This window comes from Alphaproteobacteria bacterium (assembly GCA_025210155.1).
Classification (GTDB): Bacteria; Pseudomonadota; Alphaproteobacteria; order Rs-D84; family CASDRH01; genus JAOASE01.
In genome coordinates this window covers 177961-196606 of the sequence record JAOASE010000006.1, presented here as the reverse complement: position 1 = coordinate 196606, position 18646 = coordinate 177961, and the positions used below count along the sequence as shown (strand labels likewise).

General features: G+C 27.1%; 20 protein-coding genes. 14 read left to right on the top strand and 6 right to left on the bottom strand.

Annotated elements, in window-relative coordinates:
• Nucleotides 1–145 precede the first annotated feature (145 nt).
• From rplM to rodA, 6 genes are all read left to right on the top strand, one after another.
• Complete coding sequence (gene rplM, locus N4A44_02610) at nucleotides 146–616, top strand: 50S ribosomal protein L13 (GenBank protein ID MCT4552533.1); 471 nt, start codon at nucleotides 146–148, stop codon at nucleotides 614–616.
• A 2-nt stretch (nucleotides 617–618) separates the two neighbouring features.
• The gene (rpsI, locus tag N4A44_02605) at nucleotides 619–1125 is read left to right on the top strand and encodes a 30S ribosomal protein S9 (GenBank protein MCT4552532.1); all 507 of its coding nucleotides are present in this window, start codon (nucleotides 619–621) and stop codon (nucleotides 1123–1125) included.
• Between the two features lie 131 nt (nucleotides 1126–1256).
• On the top strand, nucleotides 1257–2126 hold the full coding sequence (gene mreC / locus N4A44_02600) for a rod shape-determining protein MreC (protein MCT4552531.1): 870 nt from the start codon (nucleotides 1257–1259) through the stop codon (nucleotides 2124–2126).
• Nucleotides 2107–2637, top strand: coding sequence for a hypothetical protein (locus N4A44_02595; GenBank protein MCT4552530.1), 531 nt, complete (start codon nucleotides 2107–2109; stop codon nucleotides 2635–2637). The genes mreC and N4A44_02595 overlap by 20 nt, the downstream gene beginning before the upstream one ends.
• A 1-nt stretch (nucleotide 2638) precedes the next feature.
• Nucleotides 2639–4468: a penicillin-binding protein 2 gene (mrdA, locus tag N4A44_02590; GenBank protein ID MCT4552529.1), complete on the top strand. Its 1830-nt coding sequence runs from the start codon at nucleotides 2639–2641 to the stop codon at nucleotides 4466–4468.
• 12 nt (nucleotides 4469–4480) lie between these two features.
• Nucleotides 4481–5647 carry a rod shape-determining protein RodA gene (rodA, locus tag N4A44_02585; GenBank protein MCT4552528.1) on the top strand — a complete coding sequence of 389 codons (1167 nt, stop codon included), beginning with the start codon at nucleotides 4481–4483 and terminating at the stop codon, nucleotides 5645–5647.
• Here the strand turns inward: rodA and N4A44_02580 are convergent.
• Nucleotides 5644–6609: an ATPase, T2SS/T4P/T4SS family gene (locus N4A44_02580; protein MCT4552527.1), complete on the bottom strand. Its 966-nt coding sequence runs from the start codon at nucleotides 6607–6609 to the stop codon at nucleotides 5644–5646. The genes rodA and N4A44_02580 overlap by 4 nt on opposite strands.
• Before the next feature lie 131 nt (nucleotides 6610–6740).
• Between N4A44_02580 and N4A44_02575 the strand changes: the two genes are divergently transcribed.
• The 4 genes from N4A44_02575 (at nucleotide 6741) to nth (ending at nucleotide 9281) form a co-directional block, all read left to right on the top strand.
• Nucleotides 6741–7322 (top strand): hypothetical protein, encoded by a 582-nt coding sequence (locus N4A44_02575; GenBank protein MCT4552526.1) that lies wholly within the window; start codon nucleotides 6741–6743, stop codon nucleotides 7320–7322.
• Between the two features lie 99 nt (nucleotides 7323–7421).
• The gene (gene lpxA / locus N4A44_02570; GenBank protein ID MCT4552525.1) at nucleotides 7422–8261 is read left to right on the top strand and encodes an acyl-ACP--UDP-N-acetylglucosamine O-acyltransferase; all 840 of its coding nucleotides are present in this window, start codon (nucleotides 7422–7424) and stop codon (nucleotides 8259–8261) included.
• Between the two features lie 90 nt (nucleotides 8262–8351).
• On the top strand, nucleotides 8352–8615 hold the full coding sequence (locus tag N4A44_02565; GenBank protein ID MCT4552524.1) for a hypothetical protein: 264 nt from the start codon (nucleotides 8352–8354) through the stop codon (nucleotides 8613–8615).
• 12 nt (nucleotides 8616–8627) lie between these two features.
• Nucleotides 8628–9281 (top strand): endonuclease III, encoded by a 654-nt coding sequence (nth, locus tag N4A44_02560; protein ID MCT4552523.1) that lies wholly within the window; start codon nucleotides 8628–8630, stop codon nucleotides 9279–9281.
• 34 nt (nucleotides 9282–9315) lie between these two features.
• Here nth and secB read toward each other — a convergent pair whose 3' ends face one another.
• Nucleotides 9316–9750, bottom strand: coding sequence for a protein-export chaperone SecB (gene secB, locus N4A44_02555; GenBank protein MCT4552522.1), 435 nt, complete (start codon nucleotides 9748–9750; stop codon nucleotides 9316–9318).
• 98 nt (nucleotides 9751–9848) lie between these two features.
• Here secB and N4A44_02550 point away from each other — a divergent pair, with 98 nt between their 5' ends.
• From N4A44_02550 to N4A44_02540, 3 genes are all read left to right on the top strand, one after another.
• The gene (locus N4A44_02550; GenBank protein ID MCT4552521.1) at nucleotides 9849–10391 is read left to right on the top strand and encodes a TIM44-like domain-containing protein; all 543 of its coding nucleotides are present in this window, start codon (nucleotides 9849–9851) and stop codon (nucleotides 10389–10391) included.
• A gap of 94 nt (nucleotides 10392–10485) precedes the next feature.
• Nucleotides 10486–11529, top strand: a complete 1044-nt coding sequence (locus N4A44_02545; GenBank protein ID MCT4552520.1) for a rod shape-determining protein — start codon at nucleotides 10486–10488, stop codon at nucleotides 11527–11529.
• Between the two features lie 87 nt (nucleotides 11530–11616).
• On the top strand, nucleotides 11617–12810 hold the full coding sequence (locus N4A44_02540; GenBank protein MCT4552519.1) for an MFS transporter: 1194 nt from the start codon (nucleotides 11617–11619) through the stop codon (nucleotides 12808–12810).
• A 21-nt stretch (nucleotides 12811–12831) separates the two neighbouring features.
• Here N4A44_02540 and N4A44_02535 read toward each other — a convergent pair whose 3' ends face one another.
• Genes N4A44_02535 through N4A44_02525 form a run of 3 tightly spaced genes read right to left on the bottom strand, consistent with a single transcriptional unit; the run spans nucleotide 12832 to nucleotide 16340 of the window.
• Nucleotides 12832–13545, bottom strand: a complete 714-nt coding sequence (locus N4A44_02535) for a hypothetical protein (protein ID MCT4552518.1) — start codon at nucleotides 13543–13545, stop codon at nucleotides 12832–12834.
• 12 nt (nucleotides 13546–13557) lie between these two features.
• A complete protein-coding gene (locus N4A44_02530; protein MCT4552517.1) occupies nucleotides 13558–16032 on the bottom strand; it encodes a hypothetical protein in 2475 nt (824 codons plus the stop codon).
• 14 nt (nucleotides 16033–16046) lie between these two features.
• Entirely contained in the window at nucleotides 16047–16340 is a 294-nt protein-coding gene (locus N4A44_02525; GenBank protein MCT4552516.1) for a VirB3 family type IV secretion system protein, read from the bottom strand.
• Nucleotides 16341–16686: 346 nt separating this feature from the next.
• Here N4A44_02525 and N4A44_02520 point away from each other — a divergent pair, with 346 nt between their 5' ends.
• Nucleotides 16687–17982 carry a D-alanyl-D-alanine carboxypeptidase gene (locus tag N4A44_02520; GenBank protein MCT4552515.1) on the top strand — a complete coding sequence of 432 codons (1296 nt, stop codon included), beginning with the start codon at nucleotides 16687–16689 and terminating at the stop codon, nucleotides 17980–17982.
• A gap of 56 nt (nucleotides 17983–18038) precedes the next feature.
• Here the strand turns inward: N4A44_02520 and N4A44_02515 are convergent, their stop codons facing one another.
• On the bottom strand, nucleotides 18039–18524 hold the full coding sequence (locus N4A44_02515) for a ribosome maturation factor RimP (GenBank protein ID MCT4552514.1): 486 nt from the start codon (nucleotides 18522–18524) through the stop codon (nucleotides 18039–18041).
• Between the last annotated feature and the right edge of the window lie 122 nt (nucleotides 18525–18646).

Sequence of the window (18646 nt, the reverse complement as noted above, 5' to 3'; positions counted from 1 at the left end):
CAGATTAATCAGAAACTTAATATAAGGGTATTTAAATACCACAAATATAAAACATTGAAAAAACTAATTTTTTTCCCTTGACTTACAGCAATCGGTAAATATAATATCCGCATATTAAAAAAACTTAAGTAATAAGGAAATAATAATGAAAAATAATTTCACTAAAAGCTTCCAAAAAGGACAAGTCGAATCTAAATGGTTCCTTATCGACGCAACTGACATGGTTGCTGGAAGAATGGCTGCTGAAATAGCTAACCTACTAAGAGGTAAAAACAAAGCTCACTTCACACCTAACTCTGATTGTGGTGATAATGTTATCGTAATTAACGCTGATAAAGTAGCTTTAACTGGTAAAAAAATGTCTGACAAAGTTTATTATAGACACACTGGTCACCCAGGTGGATTAAAAGAAACTACTCCAGAAAAATTAATAGCTGGTGGAAAATCAGATAGAATCATTGAAAAAGCTGTTGAAAGAATGTTACCTGATAACAAGCTAAGAGCTGTTTTCATGAAAAAACTTCACGTTTACTGTGGTGAAACTCATAACCACGAAGCACAAAAACCAGAAGTTTTAGATTTATCAAAAGCAAATTCTAAAAACAAAAGAGGTTAATTATGGTTGCTAAAAAAGAAACAAAAACAGTAGATATCAAAGATATCAAAGAAGCTGCAGTTGAAGAAAAAGTTTCAACAGAAACTACTAAAACTGAAGTTAAAAAAGCAGAAAAAGACGCTTTAGGAAGATCTTACGCAACTGGTAGAAGAAAAGACGCTGTTGCAAGAGTTTGGATTAAATCTGGTAAAGGTAATGTTGAAATTAACGGTCAAAAAATTGACGCTTACTTCAAAAGAGACGTTTTAAGAATGATCATCAACCAACCATTCCAAGTTGCAAACAAAGAAAAAATGTTCGACGTTAAAGCAACTGTTAAAGGTGGTGGACTTTCTGGTCAAGCTGGTGCTGTTAAAGCAGGTATCTCTAAAGCATTAACTTTATTTGATCCTGAATTAAGATCTGATCTTAAAGCAGCTGGATTCTTAACAAGAGATTCAAGAGTTGTTGAAAGAAAGAAACCTGGTCGTAAAAAAGCTAGAAAATCTTTCCAATTCTCAAAAAGATAATTTTCTCAAAGAAAATATCATTCAAAAAGTCGGATTTATTCCGACTTTTTTCTTTTAAAAACTAAAAAATTAAAACTTGTCTTTTTTTCAATTTTATTATAAAATTAAACTATCAAAGAGGGTTTATACTTATGAAATTTTCAAACACAAAATCAAAAGAAAAATTTATAAAAAATATTTTTAAAAAGATATTATTAATATTTCTAATATTATCATCTTTATACTTCACAATAACTTCAAATTCAAAAAAAGAAGAAAATATTGAAAATAAAAAAAGTTTAGATATCGCAAACACATTATATTCAACAATATCTTATCCATTTAAAGCTACTTACAACTTACTTTCAAATATAGAAGCAGCTTTTTCATCAATTGATGAACTAAAAAAGACCGAAGAAGAATTATGGGAAAAAGAACTAGAGCTTCAAAAGATGAAATGGCTTGAAGCAGAAAACTTAAAACTTAAAGAAATGCTAAATTTTCAAAAAACTCAAAAGCATACAACTATATCTGCAAACATATCGTCAGATAATTCTAGTAATTTTTCTAAATCTATAATTATAAATTCTGGATCAGAAAATGGTGTAGAAAAATACCAAGGAGTTATATCTAAAAATTCTCTTATTGGCTTTATAAATGATGTAAGTGAAAAAAGCTCTAGAGTTATTCTAGCAACAGACCCTGTAAGTAAAATACCTGTAATAATAGAATCCAGTGGTAATAGAGCTATATTAGCAGGGAACAACTCAAAAAACCCTGAATTAAAATTTGTAGAAAAAAATAATGAAATAGAAATTGGTGATAAAATAATAACATCTGGCTTTGAGAACAAAATACCTAAAGGCATATTAGTAGGATACATAGAAGATATAAGTGAAAACAAAATTTCAGTAAAATTAGAAAATAATATAAACAAATTAGAATACATAAAAGTTATAACAAATATATACGAAGAAAGCCTAAACTCAGAAATTGAAAATAATGAAAACGAAAACAATTAAACATAAAAAAAGAAGAAGTATACTACATAAAAAATCTAGTACTAATATATTTATATCAGAAAACCTAGATATTATTTCTATGTTAATTTTATTGTTAATTTCTCTTTCAAATATAGGATATACATCTCAATTAATAAAAGAATTATTTATAATTCCATTTTTTTACTTTTCTTTTAATGAAGATAAAAAAATAAGCTTCTCTGAAATACTAGTTATAGCACTATTAAAGGATTTATCAGAAATAAGTTATGTTGGATTAAATATATTTATATTAATATCAATTAATTTCTTTTTACATTTCCAATCATCAATAAAGTTTGATAGTTCAACAAGCACTATATTAACCATGATAGGAGCAACATTTTTTATATTGTTTAAATCTCTTATTTTACTATTAATGGATTATCCTTTACATCTACAAAGTATTTTTCATACAATATTACTAAGCATAGTTCTTACACCTGCAATAATAAAAACAATTAAAAAAACTAAAGATCTAGTAGGAAGATAAAATGAGCAAACAAGATTTAACTGGAACAATTTCAAGACGAACTCTAGTTCTGTCAGGCGGACAACTAGTTCTATTTTCAGTTTTATTTGGAAGAATGTTTTATCTTCAAATAATAAAAGGTAAAGAATATAAAAAATTATCAGATAACAATAGAATTAGAATTAAATATATAAATCCAGAAAGAGGAAATATATTAGATAGAAATAATAAAGAAATTGCTACAAACAAAAATATGTACAACTTAGTTTTAATTCCTGAAGAAAGCTTCCAAGGATTAGATCCTGATGATTTCCTAGAAAGATTAGGAAATATAATTGAACTAACAAACGAAGATAAGCTTGAAATTAAAAAAGATATTAAAAATAAAAAGAAACATCTTAGCACTATAGTAAAACAAAATTTAAACTGGGATGAAATGTCTAAAATTAATTTCAAAAAAACAGATCTTTCTGGAGTATATATAGAGGAAAGTTTTTTAAGAGAATATCCTTTTGAAAATTCGATTTCCCATGTAAGTGGTTATACAGGAAAACCATCTAAAAGAGACTTAAATAAACTTGTAAAAACACATCCTGAAGCACTTAACAATCCTGATACTATCATTGGAAAAGCAGGTATAGAAAAATACTTCGATAAAGAGTTACGAGGCAAGTATGGTAAAGAAGATCTTATCGTTAATTCCTATGGAAGAACTGTTGGTAAAATAAATGAAAACAAACAAAAAAGTTTAAAAGGATATGACATCCAACTAACTATTGATAGCGACATTCAAAAAGAAACTCAAAAAATACTAGAAGACATGGATGTTAGTGCTGGAGTTTGCGTTGTAGATGTTAACAATGGTGAAATAATAAGTATGTGCTCATCACCATCATTTAATCCAAACATGTTCAATAATAAAAACTTTAATAATGATGAGTTTAAAGAACTATTGAACAATGAAAAAAAACCATTCCTTAATAAAAATACAGATGGAACATATCCCTTGGCATCAACAATAAAGCCTCTGATAGCATTATCAGCTTTAGAAAATGGTTGGAATCCAAGAAAAAAAATATACTGCAGTAAAAAATTCGAATACGGTGGACACCTATATCACTGTTGGAAAAAACATGAAGAACAAAATCTTGTAGACGCAATACAAACTTCTTGCGATGTTTATTTCTATAATTTAGGACTTGAATTAGGTATTGATAAGATAAACAAAATAACTGATATGTTTGGTTTAAGTGAACCGTCTGGAATAGAATTGCCAGGTGAAGTTTCAGGTAAGATACCTACTAAAGATTGGAAAATAAAAACATTTGGACAAAATTGGCTACATGGAGATACAATTCTTACATCTATAGGACAAGGTTTTTGTTTATCTAACAACTTACAATTGGCAACTATGGTTTCAAGAATCGCCAACGGAAAATTTAAAATTAAACCAACTATAATTAAGGGTAAAAATAACGACATAAAATTCGAAGAATTAGAAGTTAAAAAGAAAAACTTAGACATTGTTAAAAAAGGAATGTTTAAAGTTATGAATGAAAAAAATGGTACAGCTTTAGCTTCTAAATTAAAATATAAAACACATAGAATGTCTGGCAAAACAGGAACTGCCCAGGTTAGAAGAATTTCTATGAAAGAAAGAGCTACAGGAATTCTAAAAGGAAATGAATTACCTTGGAAATACAGAAATCATGGATTATTTATAGGGTATGCTCCTCATAAAAACCCTAAATATGCAATATCTGTAATAGTAGAACATGGTGAAGGTGGATCTACAACTGCAGCTCCCATAGGAAAAAAAGTAATGGAAGCTGTACTTAAAAAATATTTATAAGGATATATTAAAATGGTTTATTATAAATCAAAACATAGAGAGTTAGGTTTTTTTCAAAAACTAAAAAATATAGATTTAGTACTACTTTCTATTACCTTATTAATATGCTTATTTTCAATAATAATATTATATTCCGCTGGAAAAGAAGCTTGCAATGGAATAAGTTGCCAATATGGAAATTTATCTCCTTGGGCAAATAAACAAATGCTTAGATTTTTAATTGGATTTGTAGGTATGGGGATTGCTACCCTAATCCCAATTAAATATATATTAAAAGGAACTATACCCCTTTATATATTAACCATAGGGTCATTAATATATGTTCAATTATTCGGTCACATAGGTATGGGAGCTCAAAGATGGATCTCTCTTGGAGGTTTTAAAATACAACCATCTGAAATAATAAAAATAGCATTAATACTAGTATTAGCAAAACAACTATCTAGTTTAACTCTACAAGAAGTTAGAAAAACAAAAAATTTAGTAATACCTGGAATATTAACCCTAATTCCATTTGCCCTTGTTTTAAAACAACCCGATTTAGGAACATCCCTTATTCTAATAATGATACTAGGAGCTATGCTATTCTCAAGCGGAGTTCAATATAAAAAATTCTTTATAGTTTTATGCTTAGCATTAATATCCCTGCCTGTTATCTGGGCTAATATACAAGATTATCAAAAGCAAAGAGTTATGACCTTTTTAAATCCAGAAAGCGACGTTCTTGGCGCTGGATATCATATTACTCAAGCCAAGATAGCAATGGGAAGCGGTGGATTTTTAGGAAAAGGATATCTTAAAGGATCTCAATCCCATCTAAACTTCCTACCAGAAAAACAAACTGACTTTATATTTACTATGATTTCTGAAGAACTTGGAATGGTTGGTGGAATAATTTTAATATTACTATATATAAGTCTTATCATAAGGTGTTCTATGATAGGAATAAATAGCCGAAGCCCTATTCTAAAATTAATGGCCATAGGAATATCATTTAACATATTCTGTTATACCTTTATTAATTTAGCAATGATAATGGGATTATTACCTGTTGTTGGAGTTCCTCTAGCTCTAGTATCATATGGAGGAACCTCTTCTGTAGTAGTATTAGGATCTATAGGTATTGTTCAAAACATATATCTTAATAGACATAAAGTTATATCAGATAAGTCCTACTAAACTATTTCTGAAACAACTCTAATATTTCCATCTCTAGAAATTTGAACAACATGAACTCTATCCCTCATGTTTTCCATCAATTTTTCTCTATCTATATTAGGGTATGTATGAACTATTCTATCTATAAAAGCTTTATAAGCTGCATCTGGAGACTCTGCATGAATAGAAGCTAAGCAGTTATCATGTCCTGTTCCCATAAGCTCCCAAATAGCCCCTGCATTCTCTGTTGAAATTTCTCCTCCAATAATTACATCTGGAGTCATTCTAACAACCAAATCAATAACACCAGAATAATTTAATGAATTACTCTGTTGAGTTCTAGATAATAACAAATGAACGTGATTAGGTTGTGAAACTATTAATTCCCTAGTATCCTCAACCGTTATAATCCTTTTTTCTTTAGGAAGAACTTTTAAAACATTATTTAAAAATGTAGTCTTACCTGTTGAAGTAGCTCCACTAATTAATAAATGCTCTCCATTGGCCAAAATAGTCATCATTTTTTCATAGGGATCTGTTATATTTTCAACAACCTTCTTATCTACTTTTTGAAGCTTAACTCCCTTTTCCAATCCCCAATCAGAAAAGCTATAATCAACATCATCTCTGTGTTTTCTTATAGAAATAGCAACTCCACCAGATATATCATTTTCATCATATAAAACATTTTTACCTGAAATAGCTGAGAATCTATGCCCACCAGGTAAATCACTAAAAACTAAAGGAGAACCCAAATCAGGGTCAAAAGGTATAGCATAAGTATTAGCTATTAAATACAAAACATCTTCCAAATACGCCTTAGTAAGCCTATCATCACTATAAACTACCCAAGGATCCTTCTTTTTACCAGATTGTCTAATCCAAATTTCCCCTGGCCTATTTATAGCAACCTCTTCAACCCCTTCTTTTTCATACCAAAAAGAAAGGTTTTTTAAAGCTGATTTCAACACCTCAAAACTCATTTTTTTATTTATTTCCCTCTAGAATTGTGATACAATATAACTATTATAAAACATTTACGTTTTTTTTCAAATAAATTTATAAAATATTGAAAGAAAAGAATAGGGTGATAGATAAAAATTACGACAAAAAAATGGAAAAAACAGATAAAAAAATATCTTTAGAATCTCCATTAAAAGTTTTATCCAAAGTGGTAGAAGATAAAAGCAAAAAATCTACCGCTTTATTACCGTTAAAACATTCTTCAAATTGTTGGTGGATATATTTAGCTCAAAACGACGAAATGCCAAAAATATTTGATAAAGTAGATCTATCTCAATCTGATAAAAAACCATTTAATATTTATAAAAATTTAGATGTTTTTGCTATAGGTTATAAAGAACCCGAAAATAACTACAATAAAGTTCTTGGCGTATTTCATTTTTCAAAAGCAATAAAGCAACAAGATATAATATCTTCTTTACATATGCTTGGAGTAAAAACTTATAAAATTTATGATAGTGTTGCCTTGATAGATAACTCTTTAATGATATTAGCTGAAGTAAATTCAACTTCAAAAGAAATTGAAAACATAAAAGATCTTAATGAAAAAATCATATTAGATAATGGTGAAATAGAAATTTCAACAACTTCAATTATAGGCTACTATAAATCCAAAAATAATGTTGATAAAGAACATAAAGACAATATAATATCAATTAATTTCAAAAAATAAAATAAATGGAAACATATTGTAATAAAGTTTTAATTAAAAGCTTTTATATTTTAATCTAATATCAAACCAAATAAAAAGTTGAAAGATGAAAGAATATCAATGGAAAGCAAAAATTTAGAAGAAATGAATATTAAAATTCATCCAAGTGCTATAGTAGAAGAGGGCGCTACAATTGAAAAAGATGTATATATTGGCCCTTTTTGTTATGTTGAAAAATCTGTTACTCTTAAAAAAGGAGTTTTCATTCATTCAAATGCTCAAATACTAGGAAAAACAACACTGCACGAAAATGTTAAAGTGTTTCAATTTGCTACTGTTGGTGGCTTTTCAAACGATTTAAAATATCTTCCTGAAGAAGCAACTACTACAGAAATAGGTAAAAACACTGTAATTAAAGAATATGCAAATATTCATGCAGGAACTCCTGGACCAACAGAAAGAACAGGATCTGGAACTGTTGTAGGAGAAAACTGTGTTATAATGCAATATGCTCATATAGGACATGACTGTAAAGTAGGAAACAGAGTTTTATTATCTGTTAGAGCTACACTTGCTGGAGAAGTTTACGTTGATGATTTCGCTATAATATCAGGTCTTGCAGCAATACATCAATTTGTAAGTATAGGTGAGAGTGTTATAACTGGAGGATGTGCAAAAATAACTCAAGACGCAGCTCCTTATACTATAATAGACGGAAATCCAGCATCATTAAAAGGTATAAATATTATAGGTTTAAAAAGAAGAGGTTTTTCAGATGATGATATAAGAATTCTTAAAAATCTTTATAGAGACTTATTTTATTCTAAGAAAAAAACTTGGAAAGAAAAGTTAGAAGAATGTAAAGAAAAATACAAAGATAATGAAAAATCTAAAAAGGTTTTTGATTTTATAAATGAAAATAGAAGAGGGTTAGCTGGTCACCACAATCATAAAGGCTAACTTCCCACTAAATAAATATTTCATATAAAAGAACTTTCTATTGATTAGACAAGTTCTTTTTTTTCCTATAAAATTTAAAAATAAACAGTTATGAGGTCAGTCATGGATCAAACAACTAAAAATACATTAGAAATAGAAATCTTAAAGATAATCTTTATGAAGGGAAACTTAATTATCCAATCTAGAGATAAAGGGCTTATAAATAAGTTAAAATTCATGACGCTAGAAGAGGTTAAAAAATCTAAATTTTTTAAAAATGATAAAGAAAGTTTATACTTCGCCGAAAAAACAATAGAAAACTTTTTCAAAAATGCTATATTAAAAAATAAAGATGAAAAGATAAATTATCAATAAGAAAGTTATAAAATGGGAAAGAAAATAATAAGTAAAAAAAGATGGATTGAAACACTAGAAGTTTGGAAAAAAAATAATCCAAATCCAACATCTGATTTAATATCAACAAATAATTTTACATTCACTGTAGCAGTTTTATTATCAGCTCAATCAACAGATGAAGGTGTTAATAAAGCAACAAAAGAACTATTTAAAATAGCTGACACTCCTGAAAAAATGTTATCCCTTGGAATTGATAATCTTAAAAATCATATCAAAACAATTGGGCTCTACAATAACAAAGCTAAAAATATAATTTTATTATCTGAAAAACTTATTAAAGATCATAACAGTAAAATTCCCAATACCCCTGAAAAATTAGAAGCTCTTCCTGGACTAGGTAGAAAATCAGCTAATGTTATTGCAAACCACTTGTTTAAAACCCCTACAATAGGAGTAGATACCCATATAATAAGATTATCTCATAGACTTAATATTATAGATGATTCCGCTGGGAAAAACACTTTAAAAATAGAAAAAGAACTTTTAAAAAGAACTCCTAAAGAATATTTAACTAATGTTGGTAATTGGATAGTTCTTCACGGAAGATATATATGTAAAGCTAAAAAAACTTTGTGTGAAAAGTGTCCTATTTATGACCTATGCACTTCTAATGAAAAAATATAAAATAAAACCTCTCAATTGAGAGGTTTTTTTATAATTATTTAGCAACTTTGTTATTATACATTTCTTTAAAATCTATACTATTAAGTACTATCGGAGGAAAGCCACTATCCTTCGTTAAACTACAAATAATTTCTCTAACAAAAGGGAATATCATAGATGGAGTATCTATTAATAATATTTCTTTTTCTTCTTTTTCAGATTCAACATTTAATTTAACAACAGCTTCATAATCAACCTCAGCTAAAAATAAAACTTCATCTTTTAATTTATTATTAACCTTAGTATGTAAAAGAACTGTAAATATATCATCATTAACTTTTTTAACTTTAATATCCACACCAATTTCTATAGCTGGTTTTTCACCTTCAATTTTTTCAAAAAAATATTTTGGAGCCCCTGGTACTTCAAAAGACAAATCTTTAATATATTGAGCAACAATTCTAAACTTTTCATCAACTTTATTAGACATAAAAGATACCCTTTCTTTCTTGATTTTAACGAAATTATTACTATAGTATATATAGAGATAAAACAAAAGTAAAGTTGAAAAAAGAAAGATAAAAATAAATGAACGAAACTATCAATTTAACATCTTTAGATTTCCTATTTATATCAATATTTATATTAATAATAATTTCTATTATAGGAAATAAAAAGAAAGATAAAAATAAAACTATCAAAATAATAATTAAAAACAACGATGAGCTAATAAATAATATCAAAAACACATCATCTCAATTAAGTAATAATTTTAAAGAAATAACTTCTAACTTTTATGAAAATAAAATTGATAACATTAAAAACTTAATAGATAAAAAACTTTTAAACTCTTTAAAAATTGAAAAAGAAAATTTAATAAAAAAAGATTTAATAGAAAATAGAAATCTTATTGATGTTGAAAACGTAAAAATAACTAGTAGAAAAAATAATAAATTACTTGTTGAATTTTCTAGCATTCAAACGTTTTATAAAACAGATAAAAGTGGAAAAATAATCCAAGGAAATAAAAATAAAATAATAAAAGTTAAAGACTTTTGGTTATTCAGAAAAAATTCTAGAAACAAATGGATACTAGAAGAGGTTGTCGATATAAAAACTTTTCAAAGATAAATTTCCCGCTTAAAAGCACTTTTTAGCTAATTTTTTGTTGATTTAAAATCAAAAATTTTATAAGATAGAAATTAAAAGTAGGAGATTTAAAAATATGTTATCAAAATTACTAAGTTTATTTTCAACAGATATAGCTATCGATTTAGGAACTGCAAACACTCTTGTGTATTTAAAAAACAAAGGTATCGTTATAAATGAGCCTTCTGTTGTTGCGATTTCAGATGATAAAAAAGGTAGAAAACAAGTTCTTGCTGTTGGTGAAGAAGCGAAAATGATGTTAGGTAGAACTCCTATGAGTATCCAAGCTATAAGACCTCTTAAAGACGGTGTTATTGCTGACTTCGATATTGCTGAAGAAATGATAAAACACTTCATTAAAAAAAGTTTAAACAAAAATAGCATAGCAACTCCTGTAATTATTATTTGTGTTCCTTCTGGAGCAACTGCTGTTGAAAGAAGAGCTATTCAAGAATCTGCTGAAGTAGCTGGTGCTAGAAAAGTATATTTAATTGAAGAACCTGTTGCTGCTGCGATTGGAGCCGGCTTAAACATTTCAGAACCTAATGGTTCTATGGTTGTTGATATTGGTGGTGGTACAACTGAAGTTGCCATCATGTCTTTAGGTGATATTGTTTATGCACGTTCTGTTAGAGTTGGTGGTGATAAAATGGATGAAGCAATCATTTCATACATTAGAAGAAATCATAACCTTCTAATAGGAGAATCTTCTGCCGAAAAAATTAAAAAAACTATTGGATGTGCTGTTCCAGATGAAGATGAACAAGAAAGAATGATTACTATAAAAGGTAGAGATCTTATGAATGGCGTTCCTAGAGAAATGGAAATTAGTGAAATTCAAATAGCTGAAGCATTAACAGAGCCTGTAGGACAAATTATAGACGCTGTTAAAACTGCCTTAGAACATACAGCTCCTGAATTAGCTGCTGATATTGTTGATAAAGGTATTATATTAACAGGTGGTGGCGCATTACTTAAAAATTTAGATTTTGCAATAAGACATTCAACAGGACTTCCTGTGTTTATAGCTGAAGATCCTCTTAAATGCGTTGCATTAGGAACTGGTAAAGTACTAGAATCTATGAACGACTTTAAAGTAATTCTTTCTTCTGTTTATTAATAGTAAGGAAAAGTAAATTATATTTTAGAAAATAAAAAACCCTTCAACTTATCTTGTCGGGTTTTTATATTGAAAGGACATTTATAAATGTTAAAAATAAAACAATCATTACCTAGTTTTAAAACATTTACTCTTTTAGGATTGTTATTTTTCCTAGGGTATAGTTTAGATACTCTTGTATCTCCTATATACCTAAAAGAATTTTTAAAAAATGACAATGTGATTGGGATATATGTTTCTATTAGATACTTAATAATGTTGATAACATGTATATATTGCGCCAAATTATATACTGAATTTTCAAAAGTAAGAATACTTTTAATAACTCTTTTTATAAGAGTTTTAGCAATGATTGGTATGGGATCATCTAAATATCTTATTATATATATTCCTTTTGATATTCTGGATATTATAACCTATAGTATATCTATGATAGGATTAGGCTTATTTATAGCAGATTTATCAACAAATAAAACATTAGCTAAAAATGAAGGTAAATATTATTCTATCTCCAATATAGGTATCTTTTTAGGACCTATAATAGGTGGTATAATTGCAAAAGAATATGGAAAAGGATTCGCATTTTTCACAGCAGCTGGAGCAAATGCATTAATTTTAATATATTTATTTGTTAGATGCTACTTTATGGATGAAGGTAAAATTCATCATAAAAAACATGAAAATCAATTAGAAGAAATGTGGAAAGATAGTAAAGTATATTTTAAAAATAAAGATAGAGTTAAAGCATTTTTAATGTCTGTTGGATTACATGTTTGGTGGGGTATAGCTATATATAAAAGTTTAACAATTCTTAATAAGGGGTTTTCCGCTGCAACATTAGGTGTTGTATTAGGAGTTAGTTACCTTCCTTTAATAATAAATGAAATAATAGTTGGAAAAAAAGTAGCTAAAACTGGTATTGCAATATTCTTCAGTAGAGGTTTCTTATTTTGTGGTATATCTGCTATAAGTTTTACTTTATTTGACAGTATGCCTTTTATATTACTTATAATGTTTATGTTATCTAACATTGGAGCTTCATATGTTGAACCTTTACAAGAAATATACTTATTTAAAGCTTGTAAAGTTAATGAAAGAGAAAAATTCTTAAGCTTATTTAATACTGCAAAATCACTAGGTGTAATGATTACTCCAGGACTAGCTTCTATATTCTTAACATTAGGAGGATATACAACTATGTGGTTATCTATAGCCTTTATAATGTTATTATTTGCCTTAATAGCAACAACTATTAATGAAAAAGAAATTAGAAAATCTTAAAAAAATGGTAGTTTTAATTAACTACCAATTTTTACATCTCAATTGAGTTTTATTATAATTTTTCTCAGTATCTAAAGCTGCATTATATCGCTTTATATAAGCATCCATTTGATTTTTATACTTTTGTAATTCCTTATCATTCTCTATAAGATTACCTATATCTCTATTAAATCTTTTAGTATAAACCCTCCATTGACTACTAGATAAATCATTTGATGAAGAGACTGTATCTCTCATAGGCTCAACATTTGTTATAATATCATACATTCTTTTACTAATAGTCTTTGAAAACTTTTTCAAACCCATTTGATATATTTCTACATGTTGATTTTCATGACCTAAAACAGTATCATATTCACAAGTATTCTTATTATACTTATTATCAAGATAAACATTTAAAGAAGGATATCCCATATAAACTTTAACAGCTTTAGGATAAACACAAACTTGATTTCCAAATTGAGATAAACTAAAAGAAATATCCATTTTTTCAGAAAAAGAAGCTTCTGTAAGTCCTCTTGGATTTTTATGATTAGAAACTATTTTTGCAGTCTGTTTTTTTAATCCTCCTGAAGAAATATCTATATATTTAGGCTTACCATAATCAACACTAAATGAAACATCTATACTTTCTTTAGAACAGAAACCAATAGAAAATGCACTTTTAGAAACTAATAAAAATGGTATTGTTAAATACAGTTTCTTAAGATTCGACTGATTTTTAGAAGATTTCATTAAATATTACCTTTATTTTTTAGTACTTTTTAAATACATATTAACCCACTCATCATTATAAGTTTTCTTTAATTCCTCAGCTAAAATAACATTTTTTCTACCAGAATTAAATAATTGTAAATAATTTCCTAAAAATGATAAATCTACATTTAAAATAACAGACTCATTAATAGACGGTTTTCTCAATAAAATTGCATAAGGAAGATCCTTGTATATTTTACCCTGGATAAATGCAAATTCTTTAGGTGTTAATTTCCAATTTTTATAATCAACTTCTGTTGCCATAGGATTTCTAAAGAATATTTCTGTTTGAGCTTGCCCTCTAATAACCTCACCCATACCTAATTTATCTATAACAGATGGTTGTTGAAAAGCTGCTAAATAAACTTGTCTCTTCTTTCTACCTTCCTGCAAACCTATTGCAAAATTCTTCCTAAATAAACTATTAGCAAGTAATGGAGCTGTTTCATCAATTATAATTAAAGAAGGGTCTCCTGTTCTAGCTGTTACATTCTGAATTCTATTCATAACATAACTAACTACAGCTGGAGCTAAAACTTCATCATCTAAAATATAAGTAAAATCAAAAGCAGTCCATTTAGAATTTAAACTCATAGAATCATTTTCTGCATTAAATACCTCACCATATTCATTATCTTCAACCCATCTTTTCAACTCTTTTTTCATATAGCCATTAGCTGAAAAACAAGAATTATAAAGATTTTTAAGATTTCTATCTTCATATTCTAAATAATCAAAATTTGTTGTTATAGCTCGTGCAATTTCTTCTTCTGATTTAGAATCAGTAGCTAAAGCTAATTCTCTTAGCCAAACTTTTAAGAAAGATCTATTTTCTGGAGTATCCTTTATTTTAAAAGGATTTAAAGCTACTTCTTTACTAAAAAGAGTATTAGTAAGAACATCATCTCCTTTACTTTTTTGATCCACCTTATTTAAAAACTTAGAACCTAAATTAAAATTTATATAATCTCCATTTATAGCGTTAGAAAAAATTTCTACACCTCTATATCTATCAAAAAAGAAAGTTCTTAATTTATTATTCTTCATAGCTTGAGATGCTAAAAATGCATATAAAGTTGTCTTACCTTGACCAGTAGGTCCTATAGTAACTGTATGACCAACAGCTCCATCATTAGGAGAAACATGAAATTGAAATTGATAACTAGTCCCTTGAGCCGTTAAAAAGTTTGTTATAGATCCATCTCCCCAATCTGATCTATCAAACCCGCTAGGTTGTTTCTCAAAATCAATCAAACAAGAAATAGGGCGAGACATAACATTATAAACTCTAGGAGCTATATCATAACTTGGAAAATTTAAAAACCAAGATGCTTGTGCAATAACACCTTCTCTTACAGGAACAACTCCATAAGATCTAAGAATTTTAACTATTTCAAAAACATTTTCATTTAATTCCTCTTCAGTAGAAGCATAAACTGAAAAAGTTTGAGAAAATTTAAATAAAGATTGATGTTCTTCATCATATTCATCTAATTGAGAAAGAGCTTCATCAAACTGAGCACCTGTATCATAAGAATAACTATTACTTGATACTGCATTTTTTTGATGAAGTAAAAGATTTTTAGCTTTTTCTGAAGAAACAACTGAAAATGTATCTAATATATTTAATTCGAAATTTAGAGATAATATCTTATCAATCATATCTTCATCTGCAACATTAGAAATGTTTTTAATTCCAATAACTGCTAAATATTTTTCTTCCGTACCATATCTAAATCTAATATTACCTTCATTTGAAAAGAAAACTTCTTCAGAAGTTATAGCATCAGCTATATCATCAGAAACACCTTTCATATCTATATTAGGTTTAGAAACAGGGTTTAAAACTTTAATAAAAGGAGTTAAAGGATTATCTTCTGGAAAATCAGTTATAGATAATTCTTTCATTCCAAAATTATCTAAATAAGCCTTAAAAGAGTAACAAATTTCATCTAATTTCTCTAAAGAAGATCCTTCGTAACTAACCACTACATAATGTGTGTTTATATAAATATCTTCTATATTTTTAGACCAAATATCATTAATTTTTTGTAAAATACTATTTTCAAATTTAGAATTAACATTTCTTTTCTGTTTTTCTCTAATTGTTATGATTCGACAGGAAATATCTTTATTGTCGAAAGAATCTAACCAATTTTGCTTAGCTTCAAATAAATTATTTTTTAAATTTTTCTTATAAAAGAATGATGAAACACCTTCCATTTTAAATACCCTAACTAAAGTTTTATTAGAACACTCTACAGTTTTTCCATCAGATAATATTTCAGAAAAGGGTATAAATTCAGCTAATTTAGTATCAAACCCTCTTCTTAAAAAAGATCCCTTTATTTTAAAAAGCGAAAAAATAGCTAAAATAGCCAATCCCAAAACACCTAAAGCTCCAAAAATATAATTTATAGGAGCAATATCAGTTAATATAAATTTATCAATAACTGCAAATTCCATTTAATCACCACATATTAAGGTATAAACTTATCACCTTTTTCTTTCAAAATATTATTACTTCCACTTGGAGTTTTCAAATAACTCAAAATAATATTAGACATATGAGGCTCTCTCTTACCAAATAAAACTATTAAACCATGTGTAATACCTAAACTTAAAATAATATACATTATAGTATCACCTTTTAATCTAAAAGCTTGAAGTAAAATAAGAAACATATGAATTAGTAAATTAATAAAAGCCGGTAAATACGGCGCCCCAAATAATTTAGGAGGTTGCGCAACTGCTTTTAAAATACTTTCCTTCATAAAAAAACCTCTCTCTTCTTTACAAATTATAACAAAATAATATAATTAATACAAGGTTAAAAAGCCCTCTAATAAATTAGTAAAAATATTACATTTAAAAGCTGTTGATAAAATGTTGATAAATATATAAATGTTATAAAACTCATAAACTATCAACAAAACACAACCAAGAATCGAACAATACAAAAAAGACTCGTATATAAATGTTTAAAATAGACTCAATATGAAAAGAATCAACAACATACAAAAAATAAATATGTTGATAACTTTGTTAAAAAATGTAATAATTACACTATTCAACGAGATATAATAATTATATATTTATATATAAATAAAGAGGTAAATAATGTTCAAGAAAAAACTACTACTTTTAACATCTATATTTATGCTAGCTTCAAATATTTCGTTTTCAAGGGAGTATAAAAGTTCTCTTATATTAGATATGGATTCAGGAATAGTTCTTCAATCATATAATCCTGAAGAAAAAATATATCCAGCATCATTAACTAAACTAATGACATTATATATAACATTTGAGGCGTTAGACCAGGGTATTTTAAAATTGGACCAAAAATTAATAATTTCTAGATCTGCTGCAAATCAACCAGCTTCCAAATTAGGAATATTAGCAGGGGATAAAATATCTGTTAAAACTTGTATAGAAGCATTAACAATTAAATCTGCTAATGATTGTGCAATGGTACTATCTGAAAATATATCAGGTGAAGAAAGAGATTTTGCTGAAATAATGACTAGAGTTGCTAATGAAATAGGTATGGATGATACTATTTTTAAGAATTCTTCGGGTTTAAATAATAATAACCAGGTTACTACTGCTAAAGATATGGCTCTATTAGCTATGGCTATTAAAAGACATTTTCCTCACTATTACCATTATTTTAATCAAAGATCTTTTAAATATAAAGATAGAACTATTTATACACATAATAACATATTAAATATGTACAAAGGTGCTGATGGCTTTAAAACAGGATATACAGCTGCCTCAGGATACAATTTAATAGCTTCTGCTAAGAATGATAAGGGACAAAGGATATTAGGTATTCTAATAGGCTTTAATTCAGCTTCAAAAAGAGATAAAGAGATGGTTAATTTATTAGATTATGGCTTTGAAAAACTAAATAAAACAACTAACATGACTTATACAGGTTGGAAAAATCAAAAAAACAAGCCACAACCAACAGATATATCTAAACCTAAACCATTAAATTCATTTGTTGAAATGCCAAATAAAAATAAAGAAGATAATGGATCTAAATTTAGATTTTATAAAAGTGCTACAGCTAAAACTAACAATATTCAAAACAAATCTCCTATTTCTAATTCAAAAATAAATAGAAATGATAAGGTGTATGAAGTAAAAGTTACTCCTACAGAATATAAATATAAAGTTCAAATAGGAGCTTTCTCAGAACAAGTAAGAGCTGAAAATTATTTTAAAGAAACTGATTTTATTATATCTAATAAATATAATTATAAAAACATGATAGAAGTTGGAGGAGATAATAATAATCCTATATACAGATCTCAAATATATTCTAACAATTTATCAGATGCTGAAAAAATATGTGAAAGTCTTAAGGTTAATAATAAATCATGTTTTGTAAAAACTATTAATTAAGTTGGATTCGACTAGTAATATTTAAAAAAAAGAAGCTAAAAAGCTTCTTTTTAATTTTATTTTCTTAAAAGATTTTTTATCATGTCATCTGTTATTTCTAGATTACATTTATTTATATCATCTAATTCAATTTCAACTAAATCATTATTTGATGAATTTTCAAATGTAATTAAATTATCATTAACAGACTTAATAAATCCCTTAAATTTTTTATAACCAAAATCTTCTAAAGGAAATTTAGCTTCAACCTTAACAAGATTACCTAAAAATTTATTATAGTCTTTTAACTTTACTAAAGGTCTATCCATACCTGCAGAGCTAATTTCCAACATATATTTATCTTGAATAATATCTTCAACATCTAAAACCGCTGATAGAGCATTTGATATTTTACTACATTCATCTAAAGAAACAGCATCACCATTTTCTTTTTCAACCATTATTTGAAGAGCCTTTCCTGTTTTTAAAATTCTTACAGGTGAAAAACCCATATCTTCAAGTGTAGGAGTTATAATATCTTCAATTCTTTCTTCTAAATTCATACAAACCTCACATAAATTAATTGTTAATGAAAAGCATTATAATATATAAAAAATTAATTTAACATAAAAAAATATTTAGACTGGTAATTTTTAGCTTAATTTGTTATAATACAAGCATTAGA